This is a genomic window from Phaeobacter sp. S60 (genome assembly GCF_000826845.1).
GTDB lineage: Bacteria > Pseudomonadota > Alphaproteobacteria > Rhodobacterales > Rhodobacteraceae > Phaeobacter > Phaeobacter piscinae.
In genome coordinates this window covers 156,193-174,035 of the sequence record NZ_JSWJ01000028.1, presented here as the reverse complement: position 1 = coordinate 174,035, position 17,843 = coordinate 156,193, and the positions used below count along the sequence as shown (strand labels likewise).

The following is a 17,843-nucleotide window of genomic DNA, read 5'->3' as shown; positions in this document are numbered from 1 at the left end:
GTCGGCTGGCGCACCTTGGCGACAATGTCCGCCGCCTTCCACAAGGCTGCGGCTGTTTCAACTATCTCCACGTTGGCATCTTCAAATGCCCTATCTGCAAAACCCGCCGCCGCGCCGGCTCCCGCTTCGATAACGCAACGGTGGCCAAGCTTCTGCAATTGGCGCGCCGACTCCGGCGTCATCGCAACCCGGTTCTCGCCCGGAAAAGTTTCTTTTGGTGTTCCAATTATCATTTCTCAGCCTCCTTGGCAGAGCCCGCATGGCCAACAACCGACTGCAAGAAGCCAAAATCGCACCCTTCGTCTGCCTGTAAAACCTCAGTCGCGTAAAGGCGGTCGTAGCCGCGTCGTTCCTCCGGTGGCACAATGCCTGGCTTCCAGGCCGCGCGGCGGCGTTCAAGCTCGGCGTCATCAACCAGCAGCTCGATCCGCTTTTCCTTGACAGAAAGACAGATGCGGTCTCCGGTCCGCACCAGCGCCAACGGGCCGCCTGCCGCGCTTTCCGGGGCAATATGCAGAACGATGGTGCCAAAAGCCGTGCCCGACATCCGCGCATCGGAAATGCGCACCATATCCTTGACCCCGGTTTCGCTCAACTTTTTCGGGATCGGCAGGTAGCCGGCCTCCGGCATGCCTGAGGCGCTTTTGGGGCCTGCGTTCTGCAGCACCATGAAATCATCTGCTGTGATCTCCAAATCCGGATCATCGACCCGGTTTGCCAGATCTTCGAGCGAGTTGAACACCACGGCACGGCCTTCCTTCTCAAACAGGTTTTTGTCCGCCGCCGCGCGTTTCAGGATCGCACCACGCGGAGCCAGGTTGCCGAAGAGCGCAACCAGGCCGCCCTGCGGCTCAAGCGGCTCGCTTGCTCTGGAGATAATCCGGTGATCGACATAACCGAGATCGACCTCCAGCCGGTCGCCCAGCGTTTCGCCGGTCACCGAGATCGTGTCGAGGTGCAGCAGCGGCTTCAATTCCCGCAAAACTGCGCCCATCCCGCCGGCGTGGAAGAAATCCTCCATGTAATCGGAACCCGCCGGTTTGAGGTTCACCAGAACCGGCGTGGTGTCCGACAAGGCGTTCAGCCGCTCCAAGGAAACCGGGATGCCCAGCCGCCCTGCGACAGCGGTTAGGTGAATGACCGCATTGGTCGACCCGCCAAGGGCCAAAAGCACGCGCATGGCATTTTCAACCGATTTCGCGGTGATGATTTGGCTGGGCCGGATCGGATTACTGATCATACGGGCAGCCGCAAGACCTGAGGCCTCTCCTGCGCGCAACCGGTCAGCGTGAACTGCGGGGATCGCGGCGGTGCCGGGCAGCGACATGCCCAGCGTTTCAGCGATGCAGGCCATGGTTGAGGCGGTACCCATTACCGCGCAGGTTCCTGCAGTGGTGGCCAGGCGGCCTTCGATCTGGTTGATCTCCTGTGCCGAAACCTCCTTGGCCCGGTACTTTCCCCAGAACCGGCGGCAGTCGGTACAGGCGCCGAGCCGTTCCTCGCCATGGCGCGAAGTCATCATCGGACCGGCAACCAGCTGGACCGCGGGCAGATCGGCAGAGGCCGCGCCCATGAGCTGCGCCGGCACCGTCTTGTCGCAGCCCCCCATCAGCACAACCGCATCCATCGGCTGGGCGCGGATCATCTCTTCGGTGTCCATCGACATGAGATTGCGGAACTTGAGGCTGGTTGGGCTGAGATAGACTTCACCCAGCGAGATGGTAGGAAATTCGACGGGCAGCCCGCCGCCGAGCAGAACGCCGCGCTTCACCGCTTCCAAAAGTTCGGGAAAGTGGCGGTGACAGCTGTTGAAGCCCGAAAAACTATTGGCAATGCCGACGATGGGCTTTTTCAGAACCTCCTGCGAATACCCCATCGAAGACGCAAATGATCTTCGCAGATAGATTGAAAAATCGCGGTCGCCGTAGTTGGTCAGGCCCCGCGCGAGACCTTGTTTGGGTTGATCGGTCATACGGGTTTATCCTGCCAGCTTGATCTTGACGTATTTGGGATCGAGGTAATCCTGAATGCCCAAAGCGCCGCCTTCACGTCCCATGCCGCTTTCCTTGACACCGCCAAAGGGCGCCTCGGCAGTGGCGAGCAGCATCTCGTTGACACCGACCATGCCGACTTCAAGGTCCTCATAGGCACGCGTGGCCACACTCAGGTCACTGGAGAAAACATAGCCGGCCAGACCGAAAGGAAGCGCATTGGCCCTGGCAATCACCTCGTCGTAACTGGTGAACGTGGTGATCGGAGCAATCGGGCCAAACGGTTCCTCGGTCATAACCATTGCATCGTCTGGCACACGGCCCAAGACGGTTGGTTCAAAGAAATGGCCCTTGTTAAAACCGACGGGCGGCCTGCCCCCAGCCAACAGTTCAGCCCCGCGGTCCACCGCGTCCTGGACCATTCGCTGGATCGTCTCCAGACCGCGCCGATTGGCCATTGGGCCAACCTGCACACCGTCATCAAGGCCATGGCCGATTCTGAGCGACTTGGCGATTTCTGCAAAACGGGCTGAGAAGGCATCATAGCTGTCTTCATGCACATAGAAGCGGGTTGGCGAAATGCAGACCTGGCCGCAGTTGCGGAACTTGGTCGGCGCGCAGGCCTCGGCGGCTGCAATGGGATCGAAGTCGCCGAAGACCAGAACCGGGCCATGTCCGCCCAATTCCATTGAGACTTTTTTTACCCCTTCTGCCGCCAGCGACAGGATCTGCTTGCCGACCGGAACCGAGCCAGTGACGCTGACCTTGCGAACGATGGGGGAGCGGATGAGCTGCGCCGAGATCCGGGCCGAGTTGCCGGTCACCATGTTGACGGTGCCCGGCGGAATGCCCGCATCGTGGCAGGCTTGGACAAGGGCGGCACAGCTCGCCGGTGTTTCCCCGGCGGGTTTGATAATGACTGCACATCCGGCGCCCAGGGCAGCGGCGATTTTGCGGGCGGGCAGCAGCGCCGGGAAATTCCACGCAGAAAAGGCTGCAACCACCCCCACGGGCTGGTAGATCACCGCCATGCGGCTATCACCGGTGCGCGCCTCGATTATCTGCCCGTAAATACGCTTGGTCTCCTCCGCGTACCACTCGAATTGATCCGCGGCCGCCCCGGTTTCGCCTAGTGCTTCGGCCAGCGGCTTGCCGGTTTCCAGCGACATCAGATAGGCGATGTCCGCCTGGCGTTCGCGGATAAGATCCGCCGCCTTGCGGATCTTCGCGGCCCTGTCCCAGGTGCCTGTCCTTCGCCAGGCGTCGAAGCCCTGCTGCGCCGCCGCCAGCGCGGCATCGATATCGTCAGGCGTCGCTGCGGCGATGGTGCCCAGCACCTCTTCCGTGGCCGGGTCGGTCACCGGCCTGGTTGCCTTATCCGACGCCGCGCGCCAGTCCCCGCCGATAAACAAGTTCAGATCCTGATACATGATTGGCTCCTAGATGGTTGCAGCCAGATACTGGCCCTGAACGTCTTCAACCCAGTTGCCGACATTCCATGATCCATAGGCCCCCATGCCGGCGATCGGATCGCGGCCCGCGTAGACCGGGATATGAACGAGAGAGAGGCCATCATGGGCATGGGCCGCTTCGAGGGCGGCGCCCAACTCTTCCCGGCTGAAGCCGCCATGCAGGGCCTTCACGCCGCTGACCGCCCCGGCCATCGCGGCATAATCGACAGCGACGCCATCATTTGTTTTGAATTCGCGCCCGTATTGATCGTATTGCAGACCGGTGATTGCAGCCATCCGGCGATTGTCGAACAGCGCGACCATGCCGCGCACGCCGTGCTCCACCGCATCAATCAAGATCTGCGGGTTCATCATGAAGGATCCGTCGCCAGTGAAGGCAATGCCGTATTTAGCGTCTACGAGATAAGCGCCGCTCAGCAGAGCTGACCCGGAAAACCCCATGAACGAAGCCCCAGTCTCGGTATACGTCTGGCCCGGCGCGTCATCTTCGACCAGTTGGAACCCGTTGGCCTGCACGTCTCCTGCATCAAAGAACTTGACCGCGCCGATGCGGTTGGCAAAGGAAGACACCGCATGAATGGCTGCAGGCTGGGTCAGAACCGGTCGCTGCCAGACTGCATCTTTCAGCGGCTCGGCATGTACACGCTCGGCCTTGAAAGCTGTCCATTCCTCTTTCTTTGCGGCGCAGTCGCGCAGCCATACCTTGCGTTGTCTGGCGCCAGTGTCCTCACCCAATTCTTCCAGCAGCGCCTGTATCACGGCCGATATGTCACCCGGCAGGCAGATCGAGTTGGCATAGTGCGCGAGGTCGTCCAGGTCGCCGTTGATGTTCAAAACGGCTTTGGCATTTGGATACCCGATGCCCGAACAATCCGCCTGACAGACCGCCCGGCTGCCAATCATGATAACTGCGTCAGCATTCTGCATCGCGAAGTTACCGGAGATCGACCCCTTGGAGCCTCCGACATGCATGTTCTGGACATGGGCATCCATCATCACACCGGTTGACCCCGGTGACAGAACAACCGGCGCCCCGATCCGGGACGCAAACTGGCGCAGCGCTTCATGGTGGCCCCGGGTGCCGCCTCCCGCCTTGATGACAATCCGCTCGTGTGTGCGCAGGAAGTCCACAGCCGCCGCCAGATCGGCGGACCGCGCCGGAGCAACTACCGGAACCCGGTTGCGCCTGGGCAGCGTGGAGATGTTTATTCTTGTGGTCTGAGGCTGCGTATTGATTGGCAGCATCACGTAGAAAGGGCCCGCTTTGTAAGGATGATGCACGCAAGCGGTGCCACGGCGCAGGCATTCCCGCAGCGCGCCAGGAGTGTGCAAGGTATAGGACTGGCCCATCAGCGCGGTCATCTTGCCAAAGATGCCCTGTTCGGGCTTTGGCACCTGCTGCATGTTGTAGCCTTCACCCTGCGTGGTCTCATCGCCGTAGATGTGATAGACGCCAACCCCGTTCGACGCGGCAGCAAGCGATCCGGCCATTGCCTGCAGGCCGCCTGGGCCGATCGAGGTAACAACTGCAGGCGTTTTGCCATAGACCCAGGCATAGGCGGTGGCGGCATGGGCCATCTCCACCTCGTTGCGGCAGTTGATGACCTCGATAGCGCCTTCCTCTTCATAGATACGCATCACCTCACCCAGATCTGTCGATCCATGGCCAAAGATGGCAAAGTAGCGACGAACCCCCTGCTTCATCAGTCCGATAACAAGCGCCTCGGACAAGGTGAGCTGTAAAATGCCGCCATTGTTATCGTCGATCAGTGCCTCGTCGACAGGATTGACCGCCAGCCGGATTGCACGCGTGCGGATTTCTTGCTCAGCCTCTTCAGGCGTGTGAATCTTATCAAGCATCTGAGGTCTCGTTTTTCTCTTGGGGTTTCTTTTTCAGCCTCAGTTCGCTCTTCAGCTGCAGGCCGATGACCAGCAGGGCGAAGGCGAAGAAGACCAGAACAGTTGGGGATGTCAGGAAGATGCTGGGGCTGCCGCCGGACAGCATCATGGCGGTTCGGAATTCATTCTCCAGCGTCGGGCCGAGCACCATTCCCAGAATGATCGGCGTGATTGGCACACGAATGGCGATCAGCACATAGGCCAGCACCCCGATCACTCCCATCGCGTAAATGTCAAACGCGCTGTTGCGGATCGAATAGGCGCCGATGGCGCACAGCACCAGGACCGCGACGGCCAGCATATCGCGCGGGATTTTCAGGACATGCACAAAAAGGCGGATGCCCAGAAGTTGCAGACCCAGCACCCAGACATAAGCAAGGACCACGGCAATATAGATGCCATAAACTTCACTGGCGTGGTTCATGAACAGCGCAGGGCCTGGATTGATACCGTGGATCATCAGCCCGGCCAAAACGATCGCGGTTGCCGGGTCGCCGGGTATGCCAAGCGACAGCAGCGGGATCAGTGTGCCTCCGGTCACGGCGTTGTTGGCGGTTTCAGGGGCGATGACACCTTCGATGCTGCCTTCGCCGAATTTCTCTGGCTTTTTGGAAAAGCGTTTGGCGTGATCGTAAGCTAGGAAAGAGGCAATCGCGCCGCCGGTGCCGGGGATCGCACCGATCCCGGTGCCCAGAACCGAGCAGCGGACCATCAGCCACGCATGGCGGATCAGCAGACGGAATTTCGGCAGTTCAGCCCGCACTCTTGCCACCCGGGTGTCGCCGCCGGGGTTCGCCCGCGGTTCCGAAAACGCTTCGATAACAAAGGGAACTGCGAACAGCCCTATCATCGCGACCAGAAGGTTCACGCCTTGGAGCAGGTTGATGCTGCCAAAAGTCATACGTGGCACGCCTTCGATCGAGTCGATGCCGATGGTCATGATCATCAGGCCTAAAACACCTGCAATCAGCCCTTTCAGCAGGGAGTCTCCGCACAGCCCGCAAATCGTCGACATGCCAAAAAGAACCAGCGCGAAGATTTCCGCGGGACCGAAACCTATGGCCAGCCGCGACACCAGATCGACTGAGACAACCATCACAACAAGGCTGAAGATGCCGCCAAAAACAGACACGATTACAGCAGTGCCAAGTGCGATGGACGCCTCACCTTGTTTTGTCATTCGGTGGCCGTCCAGAACCGTAGCTGCCGCCGACGGCGTGCCTGGAATGCCAAGCAGGATGGCCGAGACTGATCCGCCTGTCATGCCACCGATGTATGTACCGAGAAGCAGGCCGATTGCGGGTACCGGATCCATGCTGAAAGTGATTGGCAGCGCCAGCGCAAGTGCAACGGTGAAGGTCAGACCCGGGATCGAGCCGAAGATAAGCCCCACCAGCGCGCCCAGACCAATCGCGGCGATAGCCAACGGTGTCAGGGCCTGTGAGAGTGCTTGGAGAAAGAGATCCATCAGACTATCCCAAATTTATCCAGGTGCCATTGGCCAGATAGATGCCCAGCACTTTCTCAAAGAGCAGCCAGCACCCGGCGGTCATCCCCAGCGACATGGCCAGCAGTTTAGTGATCGACCGGACACGCAAGTTCACCAGCATCACGATCAGGATGATGACAGGGGTTGCCAGGACAAACCCGGCCTTCTCCAGCAGGATGCCATAGAGCCCTATTTCGATAAGGAGCGTGATGGCAGGCAGCCATTTCACCCTGCGGGACTTGCGTCTCTTGGTGGCTGCCTGGCCGCCATGCCCGGCGCCGGGGTCGTCCGATGATACCGTCAGGTGCAGTAAAAGCAGCGCAGCCAGCGCCAGCAGGATAATCCCGAAGGCCAAGGGAAAGGCCCGGGCGCCGATCTCTCCACTGCCAAATCCAGGAGGAATGGTTTCGACAACCAACCATGTCCAGACGCCTGCCAGTACCATCAGCGTTATTGCCAGTACGAAATCAGAAGCACGATTGGTCATCTGTTGCCTCCTTGCGGCTGATTACTTTGCCAACCCAAGATCTTGAAGCAGCGCGCTGTAGAAGGCATCGTCCTCCTCGATCAACGCTTTGAACTCTGCCGCGTTCTGATAGGCCGCAGAAAAGCCGATATTCGCCGCAGCCTCCTGGAACTGCGCGCTTGCGACCGCAGCCTCTGCAGCAGCTTGAAGCTTCGCCACCGCTTCATCGGGGGTTCCTGCTGGCGCAGCCAGTCCCCGCCACATCGAAATGTCGATGTCGACACCCTGCTCCTGTGCCGTCGGAACGTCGGGCAAAACTCCAACCCGTTCGCTGCCGGTCACGGCCAGCACGTTCAACTCGCCAGCTTCGGCATAAGAAGCAAACTGGCCGGGCCATTGGATGGCCGCATCGATACGGCCGGCCAAAAGCTCAACGGGCGCCTTGCCCTTGCCGTAGGAAATAAATGCGATCCGATCGCCGACCCCCATTGCATCGAACAAGGCAGCCGAGGTCAGATGGGTGAACGACCCTTTGCCGGAGATACCGACCTTTAGTTTGCCATCCATCCCGCTAACGGCTGCGGTGAGATCCTCAAGATTGTTCCAGCCTGTAGACGCATTGACGGCAAGAGCAGGAATTTCGGTAGAGACCCGCGCGATTGGCGTGAATGCTGAGTGGTCGAAGGGCACGCGCCCGGTGTGGTGCGCGGTGCTGATGGAGTTGGAGTTCCAAACTATGTTGTAGCCGTCCGGTGCAGTTCCGGCCACGTGGGAATAGCCAACGGCCCCGCCGCCGCCGGTGCGGCTGACAGGCACCACGGGCTGGCCAAGCTCATCCGACATCAATTCTGACAGAAGCTGAGCGATTGTATTGGCGGTACCGCCAAACAGAACTGTCATGTCGACGGGCTTTTCGGGGTATTCCGCGTGTGCGGCACCGCCCAATCCGATGACTGCTGATGAAACTGCTGCGATCAATCCCCTCTTTGCTTTCCGATGATACTCCATGACTTTCCTCCCTGTTTTCTGGTTTTGCGCCTTGCGGCGCCAGATCAGCTTCTCATCACACCGCTTCGTGCAGCCTCCGCACGCAGATGACGGTTCTCCTGTGCAATCTGGTTGCGCCCAGGAATGTGATCCTGAAGTGTTTTCAATATCTTCTCCGGCGTGGCCGGCAGAGTTTTGATACGCACGCCGATTGCGTCATAGATCGCATTCATGATTGCCGGCGCGGTCGGCACCAATGCCGGCTCGCCGATCCCCTTGGCCCGCAGCGGGCTTTTAGGATCCGGGTCTTCAACGATGATGCTGTTGATTTGCGGGATATCCAGCGAAGTCGGCAGTATGTACTTTGCGAAACCATGGGTGATCGCATGACCTTTGTCGGTGATGTATTCCTCCATCAGCGCTTGCCCCAGGCCCTGAACAACGCCGCCTTCAATCTGCCCTTCAACCCCACGCGGGTTGATGGCGCGGCCAACGTCATGCGCGGCCCAGATGCCCAGCACCTGCACTTCGCCGGTCCAGGTATCAACTTCGACTTCTGCCACTTGCGTTCCAAAGACATAGGCCTGCCAGGGACTGCCGGATCCATCGACAGGATCCAGTCCGGTTCCATGCGCGGTGAATGAGGCCGATCCAACCGGCACCACGCCGCGTGCTTTGCAGGTGGCAACTGCGTCTTCCATCGACATCCGAAGGTTGGTGTCCACGGCCCAGATCTCTCCATCAAAAGCACGCAGGTCTTCGGCGGCAACCTCCCAATGGTCCGCGATCTGTTCGAACAGCACATTGCGTGCCTCGCGCGATGCCAGCGCCACGGAATTTCCGATCATGTAGGTCTGCCGGGTCGCCCCCGCGTGTGCCGCCTCGGGTGAGCGTGCGGTGTCATTGTCGCCAATCGTCACATCCTGCGGCTTGATGCCCATCTCGTCGGCGGCAACCTGCGCCAGCACCGTCAGGATGCCTTCGCCGATCTCCGTCACGCCGGTGACCACCTTGCCGGTGCCGCCGTCGTCCAGTTCCGCCCAGGCACCCGCCCGGTCGATCGTTGCGGTGCGTGCAATTCCGTACCAGCTCGCCGCCATGCCGCGGCCGCGTTTCATCCTGGTCATCATGCCACCCTTTCCGATGTAGAAGTTTCAGCGCCTGCGCTCTTTATCCGGGCGCCCAGCGTGCAGGGCTTGCGTGTGCCGGGCCCGTTCAGATCGCCGCGCTCGCTGCCGCGCACCCGAGGCGCGCCTTTTTCCCAGCGGGAGGCCTCTTCCGCGGCACTCAGCACGCGGTCCAGAGACGCGGTTTCCAGCGTCTGCTGCGTGTGGGTCTTGGCACCGATTTTCATCATGTTAATCCGCCGGATTTCGAACGGGTCCATGTCCAGAGCCTCGGCGGCCATATCCATCATGCTTTCAGTCGCAAACTGCGCCTGCATTCCGCCAAAGGTCCGGAATGCGCCGGACGGCGTGTTGTTGGTATAAACCGCGCGCGTATCGACCTTGAGATTGTCCACCTCATAAGGCCCGCAGGACAGGATCGCGGCCTTGCGCATAACGCCTTCACTCGACATCCCGAAGGCGCCGCCATCGGACAGCATGTCGAATTCAATGGCGGTGATGCGGCCGTTCCACTTCAGCCCCATTTTGTAATGCACCCGTGACGGGTGGCGCTTGGCCGAAGCGATCAGGCTCTCCTCGCGGGTAAAGTTCAACTGGACGGGCCGGTGCGTCTTCATCGCGGCCAGTGCAAGCATGCCCTGATAGATCATGTCCTCCTTGCCGCCAAAGCCGCCGCCCACCGGGCTCATGATGAAGCGTACTTTGTTGATCGGCCTGGCGATGATCTCAGCCAGCATGTGGCGGTGGTGGGTGATGTTCTGCGATGGCGAGATCACCACCACGGTATCGTCCGCGTCGACATAGGCGATGCCCGCTTCAGGCTCGAGATAGGCGTGTTCGACCTGCTGGGTGCCAAAGTCGTCTTCGAGAATAAGGTTAGCTTCCGCAAATCCCTTGCTGACATCGCCTTTGCGGACGGGGATATGTTTGACCAGATTGCCGGGCGCGTATTCATGTATGACCGGGGCACCTGGGGCCAGCGCATCCTCCGGGTCAAAGAGCCCGGGCAGTGTTTCGTATTCGACCTTGATCTTCTCCAGAGCCTGACGGGCGATCACATGGTCCTCGGCGGCAACCGCGGCGACCGCTTCTCCCACGTGGCGCACCTTTCCGCGTGCCATTATCGGCTGGTCATGCACAAAGACGCCAAATCCGTCGTTGCCTGGCACATCCGCCGCTGTGATTACGCAAGCAACGCCGTCCATGGCCTCTGCTTCGCTGGTGTCGATCGACAGGATCCGCGCATGGGCATGCGGCGAGCGCAGCACTTGCAGCTGCAACATATCCGGCATCTTCATGTCGGCGGCGTATTTGAGTCGACCGGAAACCTTGGAAGGTGCATCCAGCCGCCGCACGTTAGCCCCGATATAGCTGTCTTCAACGCCGTCTTCTTCAAAGGCCGTTTCGGGCATGTCTCCAGCGATCACCGCCCGGGCCATCTCAACCGCCTCGAAAATCTTGGTGTAACCGGTACAACGGCAGATGTTGCCACCAAGTCGTTCCTTGATTTCCTCGATGCCAGCGTCCGGGTTTTCCCGCAAAGCCGATGTCGCGGCCATCACCATGCCAGGAATGCAATAGCCGCACTGGCTGGCACCTGTCTTGTGAAAGGCGCGCTGCACCGGAGTCAGTTCGCCGGGCACGGCCAAGCCTTCAATGGTTTCAATTTTCGTCCCTGCGGCCTTGGCTGCGGGCATCAGGCAGGATTTGACCAGCTTGCCGTCGACAAAAACAGAACAAGTGCCGCATTCGCCCGCGCCGCAGCCCTCTTTGGTGCCGGTCAGGTTCAGATCTTCGCGCAGGAAATCCAGCAGGCGGCTGTACGGGGCGGTGGTGCGGGATACTTTGCGGCCATTTACTTCCGCTTCGATTGTCAGCTTAGACATGAGCCTGCTCCTTTGCGTCTGCGAACTTGATCTCGGCATCGGTCTGATCAGCGAGGGCATCCTCGATCGCGGCGCGGACGAAGTTGACGACGACCTCGCGCCGGTATTCCTGTCGGCTACGGGAGGCGACCGTATCTGCAGCAGTCTGGGCCACACGGTTGATCAGCGCATGAGAGATTTGCTCCCCTCTGAGCGCCCGTTCGGCGTCCAGCATCCGGATCGGGCGCGGCCCGACACCGCCAAGCGCCAGGCGCGCGTCTTCGATCACGCGCCCGTCGCGGTCCGCCTTGACCAAGGCCGCGCAGCAGGCGACCGAGATCACCAAAGACCGGCGCTGCCCAACCTTCTGGAACGATCCGCCGTAACCATTTGCAGTATCGACGATTACCGCCGTAGCGATTTCATCCCCGGCGATTTGCGTGCGGCCCGGACCTTCGATAAAGTCGATTACTGGCACGCGGCGGCGGGCAATGCCGCCACTGTCAAGCCGTGCCAGTTCGATCTCACCGTTCAAGGCCGCCACCGCAGGCGTCCCATCTGCGACCGGCGACGCATTAACCAGGTTTCCAGTCAGTGAAGCCTGCTCCCGGATCTGATCGTCGGCGAACCAGATCGCGCAATAGGGCATGCAGGGCAGGCTTCGCATCAGCGTCTGGTCGGTCAGGAAGTCCTGATAAACCGTGTTCGCCCCCAGCCGCACGCGGCCGTTCTCGAAGACATAACCGTCAAGTTCGGAAATGCGCGTCACGTCCACCAGTTCCGGTAAATGCACGTCTCCGGCACGGCCCTCACGGGCCCAGGGAAGGATGTCGGTGGCGCCGGACACGATCCGGCTGCCACTGGCCGCGCCCGCCCAGACCTCCAGGGCCTCCTGCAGGCTTTCCGGCATGTGATATGTGTCGCAGGTGAGCATGGCTCGTCTCCTTGCCTGTTGCCTATTCCGCAGCCGCTTTGCGTGCCTCGGCGTGAGGGTTCTTGACCACAACTTTGATTGCGTCCTCGACCCGGTCCTTGGCGTAGCGCAGCGCCTCTTTCAGGTCGCTCATCTCAAAGGTGTGGGTGTGGATCAGCGTGGCATCGAACCGCTTTTGCCGCATAAAGGCCTCGGCCCGGTGAGTCGCGGTCTTGCCTTCGCCGCGAATGCCGTAAAGGTAGATATTGTTGCGGACCAAGTAGGCGACATCGACCTCCGGGCTGTTGCCCGGGAAAGCAGCCAGGCAGATCTTGCCGCCGCGGTTCACCATCTGTGCAGCTTCGTTCAAACCATTTGGGGCTCCGGCACACTCGACCACATAGTCGACGCCCTTGCCGCCGTTCAGCTCATGCACCTTTTCGACGACATTTTCATTGCGGACGTTGATGACATGGTCCGCGCCCAGTTTCTTGCCAATTTCCAGCCGGTTGTCGCGTGTGCCGGTCAGGATCACGGGCTGGGCGCCAAGCGCCTTGGCCACCGCGGCCCCCATCAGTCCGATCGGTCCCGGACCGGTAACAACCACGCTTTCGCCAGCGAGCAGCCCGCCCAGTTCGGTCAGCCCGTACATGGCGGTGCCGGCAGTCACGACGAGTGTCGCCTCTTCGTCGGACATGCTGTCGTCGACATGCACCAGCGTGTTGATGTTGTTGACTGCATATTCGGCAAAGCCGCCATCTGTGGTGAACCCGTTGGCCCGGTGGCCCTTGTCCACATCACCATAGTTCTTCCCATAGTTGTGGCACGAGGTGTACATGCCCTGGCGGCAGCGCTTGCATTGTCCGCAGCCCGCATGAATTTCCACTGTCACACGCTCGCCGATCCTGTATTCGTCAACGCCGGGTCCAAGCGCCACGACCGTGCCCATGTATTCATGGCCGGGGGTGAAGTTTTTGTTGAACGGATCACCGCCCTGAATTTGCGCCGGCGGTCCGTGGTGGATGATCTCCAGATCGGTGGCACAGATTGCGACGGCGTCAATCCGCACCAGAACCTCGGCCTTGCCCGGAACCGGAACCGGCTTGTCGCTCAGCGTCAGCTCTCTAGGATCTCCGAGCACCCAGGCTTTCATCTGCTCGGGGATCGGATGGGTATCACTTACAGTGACATTTTCGGGCATTGCCATGGTCGGGCTCCATTTTTAGTTGCAGGTTGCGCTATGTCTTGAGGGTGCGCAGTTTGTTGGAAAACGTGTTGGCTGCCGTGATCATTTCCTTGATCAAGTGCTGCCGGTATTCTTCTGTGGCGCGTTCGGCCGATACGGTGACTGAGATCGAACCAATTACCGCCCCTGCGCCTTCCCGGATGGTTGTGCCGATGCAGACGACCCCGTCGCGAAGTTCCTCGTCGTCAACAGCGTATTTGCGGCGCCGGACCAGCCGCAATTCCTCCACCAGGCCCGACAGCGAGGTGATGCTGCGCGGGGTGTAAGACGTCAGGCCATTGGCAGAGATCACGCGCACCAGCTCTGTGTCCGGTATCCAGGCAAGGATAGCCTTTCCGGTCGCGGTCGCGTGCAGCGCGGTCATCTTCTCGATTTCGCTCGGTTCGGCCACGCTGCCCTCGCCGCCGGGAAAGCTGAGTTTAGTCAGCAGCGAGGTTTCACTGAGAACCGCAAACTGTACGCCGTGACCCAGTCTCGCACCGAGATCCCGGAGGTCTTTCTCCAATAGAACTGCGGGATCAGTTTCACTTTCGGACAATTCCACAAGTTCGCCGAGCCTCGGACCAAGCGCATACCCGCGGGTTCGGCTGAGCTGGGTCAAGTATCCCCGGTGGACCAGAGTGGTGACCAGATGGTGGCAGGTTGAAACGTTCAAACCAACCATCTCGGAAATCGACGAAACAGTCATCCCATCTCGAGCCTCTGCGATTGTTTCGAGAACGGTCAGCGCCCTGTCCACAGACTGAATGGTTCTTCCCTGCTGCTCAGCGCCGGTGACCAAGGCCTTGGCCGACTGTGCTTGGGTTTCAAACTGATTTGGCTGTTCGTGTTTCATCGCCACCATCTCATCCTTTCGGTAAGCATTGAATCTTGCCGCCTTTATAGCAACATTTTTTGATATAGTCGTGTTATATTTGATATTGTCAAATTATAGTGTCCTGCTGAGGGTGCAGTCTCACTCAGCTGCCTCACCCAACTGCTGGAATGGCTTGAAACTCTGGGCGGCCGTGTGGAGAGCAGTTCACTCAAAATGCCGAGCGCTCCGACCAAACAGCTTTTCCAGCTGCTGGCCGTCAAACCACAACCATCAGGTTGCCTCACTATTCCGGAAGCAGGCGCAAATGCAGTGCGTATTTTGCTGCGCCTTTTTTACAGAGGCGCGCGATAAATTGCTCCCAATGCCAGCGCGGTTGACTGCCGCTTAGGGCAAGCCGTGCAGCAGCGCCGCGGCACATCCAGTGGCAAAGTCAACGCAACGATGTCGAAGTCACTTCATTGGCGTCCGGCAGCTCGGTACGCTTTGTGTGGATCTGTGCTTTCGGATTTGCTGCGAGCTCTTCGAATGGCCGCAGTTCCTTCTGCTATGCAGCGGGTGAAAATCGGCGGTGCAGCGCACCGACACGCTGCGGCGCGCGCACAGAAAAATTTCAGCACTTCCGCAGTGGGCTCCAACTGAACGCTCGCTACTTCAAGAACAGATGCCCGAACTGCCGAGCAAACCGTGCTTGTACAGCTGAAGCTTTAGTTGACGCAGCATCTGATTGCGATCAGAGCGGGGCGAATTTCGCAGTGCAGCAATCGTCACCAAAGTAACGGTTTGACTGGTTGCTAGATATTGCGACGACCGAGACTTTCCAACCCGAGAGCTTATTGAGGGAATCGAGCAAGTCTTGAGTAGAGCGCCCCCAGCGGGATAGTTCGGTGACCAGCACAGCGTCGACTTTCCGGGCATGGGCCAGCTCCATGACTTTTGGTCGCTCCACGCGGTCCGACTTGGTGCCAGACGCGGTTTCCTTATAACGCCCATCACTGCATAACCGCCACGCTCCGCAAATCCGGCCAACTCGCGCAACTGGCGTGCCTACGCCTGATCGGATGGCCGAGATGGTCTCGCGCGCATTTCACGTTGCTATGTCCGGACGTCCCGGCCCGGTGGTTCTGGCCCTGCCCGAAGACATGCTGGTGGAGCAGACAGTGAATAATCCGCCGCAGCTACCAGTAGCGCACCCAGCGCGTGCGACTGTTACTGCGGGTGATGCCACCACACTGCTCGGCGCATTGGAAACGTCCACCAACCCCATGATCGTGGTCGGTGGTGGGGCTTGGTCAAGTCAGGCGCGGCTAGACCTTCAGGATTTCGCCACCAAATGGTCGGTGCCCGTTGCGGTGTCTTTCAGGTGCCAGGATTTCTTTGACAATGCCCACCCGCTCTATGCTGGAGATGCCGGTATCGGGATCAACCCCAAGCTGGCCGCGCGGATTACATCTGCCGATGTGGTGATCCTGCCGGGCACCCGGTTCAGCGAGATGAAATCGAGTGGTTACAGCTTGATCAACATTCCAAAGCCCGCCCAACACCTCATTCACATTTATCCCGACCCGGATGAGATTGGTCGGGTTTATGTGCCCGATTTGGGTATCGCCGCACCGGCATTGGAAACGATCTCTAACCTGCTGGAGCATTCTGCGCCCAAGCATTCCGCCGCAAATCGGCAGGCGTATTCTGAAGAATGCAACGTGGATTAGCGCGCGTGGTCGACCCTGCCAGAGGGGCGCGGCGAATTGGCGATGGCCGAGATTATGCAGCAGCTGAACAACACGTCGCCGGATGATGCCATGGTGACCAACGGTGCAGGTAATTACACGGTTTGGGTCCATCGGTTCCTGAGCTTTCGCAGGTATTCATCGGGCTGATGCGAACTCATTAAAGACCAGCACGCAGGTCGCCCTGCGGACATTGTGATTTCAATCCAAGGCTTTCCCTTGCCTACCGAATGGTTAATGGTTGGGCATGCAACCAAGAGGGGCAAGAGTATGACAGCAATCGTCGATTTCTTAAACACTGTCTTATGGGGATACGTCCTCGTATATGGTCTGCTGGCCGTCGGGGTCTATTTCACCTGGCGAACAGGCTTCCTGCAATTCCGGCATTTCGCCGAGTTCTTTCGCGTCATCAAGTCATCACGCGACACCTCTGCTGCCGGCATTTCTCCATTCCAAGCTCTGACAATTTCCCTGGCAAGCAGGGTAGGCACGGGTAACCTTGCCGGCGTTGCTGTGGCGATCTATCTCGGCGGCCCGGGTGCTGTTTTCTGGATGTGGATTGTCGCCCTCGTGGGGATGGCGACGGCTTACGCCGAATCCACGCTGGCACAGCTCTACAAGGTACGAAACGAGGATGGACAATACCGTGGCGGTCCTGCCTTCTACATGGCACGGGGCATCGGATCGAGCGCCATGGGCTATGTCTTTTCGGTATGTCTCATCATCAGCTTCGGACTGATCTTCTCGGCGGTTCAGGCCAACTCCATCTCCGTCGCCATGGAAGAGGCATTCTCTATCCCCAAACTGGCCACCGGCCTTGCTGTCGGCGGCCTGGCCGGCATTGTGATTTTCGGCGGCATCAAGTCCATCGCGCGGGTCGCTGAAAAAGTCGTTCCAGGCATGGCCGGGCTTTATATCCTCGTGGCACTCGCCATCGTGGTCATAAACATCGCCGATGTTCCCGCCATGCTGGCGCTGATCGTCAAGTCGGCCTTCGGATTCGAAGCGGCGGCGGGCGGCTTCACGGGTGGGTTCATGGCGGCCCTGCTCAACGGCGTGAAGCGCGGCCTGTTCTCCAACGAGGCGGGCATGGGTTCGGCCCCCAACATCGCAGCTGTCGCGGTCCCTGACCCGCACCACCCATCCAGTCAGGGGCTAGTGCAGGGTCTGGGCGTTTTTATTGATACCCTGGTCATCTGTACAGCCACGGCGCTCATGATCCTGCTGTCCGGCGTGGTTGACTATTCTGAAGGCGCACCCACCGGCATGGCGCTGACACAGATTGCGCTGGAGCAGCACATCGGGGCGTTGGGTCCGATCTTCATTGGGATCGCTATTCCGTTCTTTGCCTTCACCTCGATCATTGGCAATTATTCCTACGCGGAGAACGCAATGGAATTCCTCGGCATGGGCAGGCGCATCCCGCTTCTCGTGCTGAAGGTGCTCGTGGTTGCGATGGTGATTTGGGGGTCTTTACAGGCGGTCACGACCGTCTTCAATTTTGCCGATGCGTCGATGGCGCTCATGGCGACGGTAAACCTGATCGCAATCCTGATCCTGTCCAAGACTGTAGCAAAACTCACGCGGGACTATTTCTCGCAACGTCGAGCGGGAATTGAGCCCGTCTTCGAGATCGCTGAATATTCCGAGCTCGGCGACGGCGTGGATCAGTCGATTTGGAACAGCGACGTCGAGCGTGAGACGAGGGCCGCAGATCCCGAGTGAACCCGGCGAGGCAAGGGGAGCACCCCTTGCCTCCTGCCTTGGTCGCATGCCTGTACTATAATGCTCGCGGCGTTCACGGAGATGGCACCTGACTTCATTAGGTCAGATGAAACGAAGTA

General features: G+C 59.7%; 14 protein-coding genes and 2 pseudogenes. 3 read left to right on the top strand and 13 right to left on the bottom strand.

Going from position 1 to position 17,843, the window contains the following annotated elements:
* The 13 genes and pseudogenes from OO25_RS20460 to OO25_RS22410 form a co-directional block, all read right to left on the bottom strand.
* A pseudogene (locus tag OO25_RS20460) lies at positions 1-233 on the bottom strand (NAD(P)(+) transhydrogenase (Re/Si-specific) subunit alpha); the annotation flags it as partial.
* Positions 230-1,972, bottom strand: coding sequence for an IlvD/Edd family dehydratase (locus tag OO25_RS20455; protein WP_040182491.1), 1,743 nt, complete (start codon positions 1,970-1,972; stop codon positions 230-232). The pseudogene OO25_RS20460 and the gene OO25_RS20455, both read right to left, overlap by 4 nt.
* Before the next feature lie 6 nt (positions 1,973-1,978).
* A complete protein-coding gene (locus tag OO25_RS20450; RefSeq protein ID WP_040182490.1) occupies positions 1,979-3,421 on the bottom strand; it encodes an NAD-dependent succinate-semialdehyde dehydrogenase in 1,443 nt (480 codons plus the stop codon).
* A 9-nt stretch (positions 3,422-3,430) separates the two neighbouring features.
* Complete coding sequence (locus OO25_RS20445; protein WP_052465741.1) at positions 3,431-5,323, bottom strand: thiamine pyrophosphate-binding protein; 1,893 nt, start codon at positions 5,321-5,323, stop codon at positions 3,431-3,433.
* The gene (locus tag OO25_RS20440) at positions 5,316-6,830 is read right to left on the bottom strand and encodes a tripartite tricarboxylate transporter permease (protein WP_040182487.1); all 1,515 of its coding nucleotides are present in this window, start codon (positions 6,828-6,830) and stop codon (positions 5,316-5,318) included. The genes OO25_RS20445 and OO25_RS20440 overlap by 8 nt, the downstream gene beginning before the upstream one ends.
* 4 nt (positions 6,831-6,834) lie before the next feature.
* The gene (locus OO25_RS20435) at positions 6,835-7,338 is read right to left on the bottom strand and encodes a tripartite tricarboxylate transporter TctB family protein (protein WP_040182484.1); all 504 of its coding nucleotides are present in this window, start codon (positions 7,336-7,338) and stop codon (positions 6,835-6,837) included.
* Positions 7,339-7,359: 21 nt separating this feature from the next.
* Positions 7,360-8,325, bottom strand: coding sequence for a tripartite tricarboxylate transporter substrate binding protein (locus tag OO25_RS20430; protein ID WP_040182482.1), 966 nt, complete (start codon positions 8,323-8,325; stop codon positions 7,360-7,362).
* A 44-nt stretch (positions 8,326-8,369) separates the two neighbouring features.
* The gene (locus OO25_RS23385; protein WP_082035381.1) at positions 8,370-9,431 is read right to left on the bottom strand and encodes a xanthine dehydrogenase family protein molybdopterin-binding subunit; all 1,062 of its coding nucleotides are present in this window, start codon (positions 9,429-9,431) and stop codon (positions 8,370-8,372) included.
* Positions 9,431-11,317, bottom strand: a complete 1,887-nt coding sequence (locus OO25_RS23035; RefSeq protein ID WP_040182480.1) for a molybdopterin cofactor-binding domain-containing protein — start codon at positions 11,315-11,317, stop codon at positions 9,431-9,433. Before OO25_RS23035 ends, OO25_RS23385 begins: the two co-directional genes overlap by 1 nt.
* Entirely contained in the window at positions 11,310-12,230 is a 921-nt protein-coding gene (locus tag OO25_RS20415) for a xanthine dehydrogenase family protein subunit M (protein WP_052465740.1), read from the bottom strand. Before OO25_RS20415 ends, OO25_RS23035 begins: the two co-directional genes overlap by 8 nt.
* Before the next feature lie 22 nt (positions 12,231-12,252).
* A complete protein-coding gene (locus OO25_RS20410) occupies positions 12,253-13,416 on the bottom strand; it encodes a zinc-binding dehydrogenase (protein WP_040182478.1) in 1,164 nt (387 codons plus the stop codon).
* Between the two features lie 31 nt (positions 13,417-13,447).
* On the bottom strand, positions 13,448-14,299 hold the full coding sequence (locus OO25_RS20405; protein WP_052463831.1) for an IclR family transcriptional regulator: 852 nt from the start codon (positions 14,297-14,299) through the stop codon (positions 13,448-13,450).
* 766 nt (positions 14,300-15,065) lie between these two features.
* Positions 15,066-15,262, bottom strand: a pseudogene (locus OO25_RS22410) (recombinase family protein); the annotation flags it as partial.
* A gap of 77 nt (positions 15,263-15,339) precedes the next feature.
* On the opposite strand from OO25_RS22410, the gene OO25_RS20395 reads away from it, so the two are divergent.
* The 3 genes from OO25_RS20395 (at position 15,340) to OO25_RS20390 (ending at position 17,724) form a co-directional block, all read left to right on the top strand.
* The gene (locus OO25_RS20395) at positions 15,340-15,981 is read left to right on the top strand and encodes a hypothetical protein (RefSeq protein ID WP_175304851.1); all 642 of its coding nucleotides are present in this window, start codon (positions 15,340-15,342) and stop codon (positions 15,979-15,981) included.
* Positions 15,982-16,023: 42 nt separating this feature from the next.
* Entirely contained in the window at positions 16,024-16,149 is a 126-nt protein-coding gene (locus tag OO25_RS23380; RefSeq protein WP_255352604.1) for a hypothetical protein, read from the top strand.
* A 120-nt stretch (positions 16,150-16,269) separates the two neighbouring features.
* Positions 16,270-17,724: a sodium:alanine symporter family protein gene (locus OO25_RS20390; RefSeq protein ID WP_040182475.1), complete on the top strand. Its 1,455-nt coding sequence runs from the start codon at positions 16,270-16,272 to the stop codon at positions 17,722-17,724.
* Positions 17,725-17,843 lie beyond the last annotated feature (119 nt).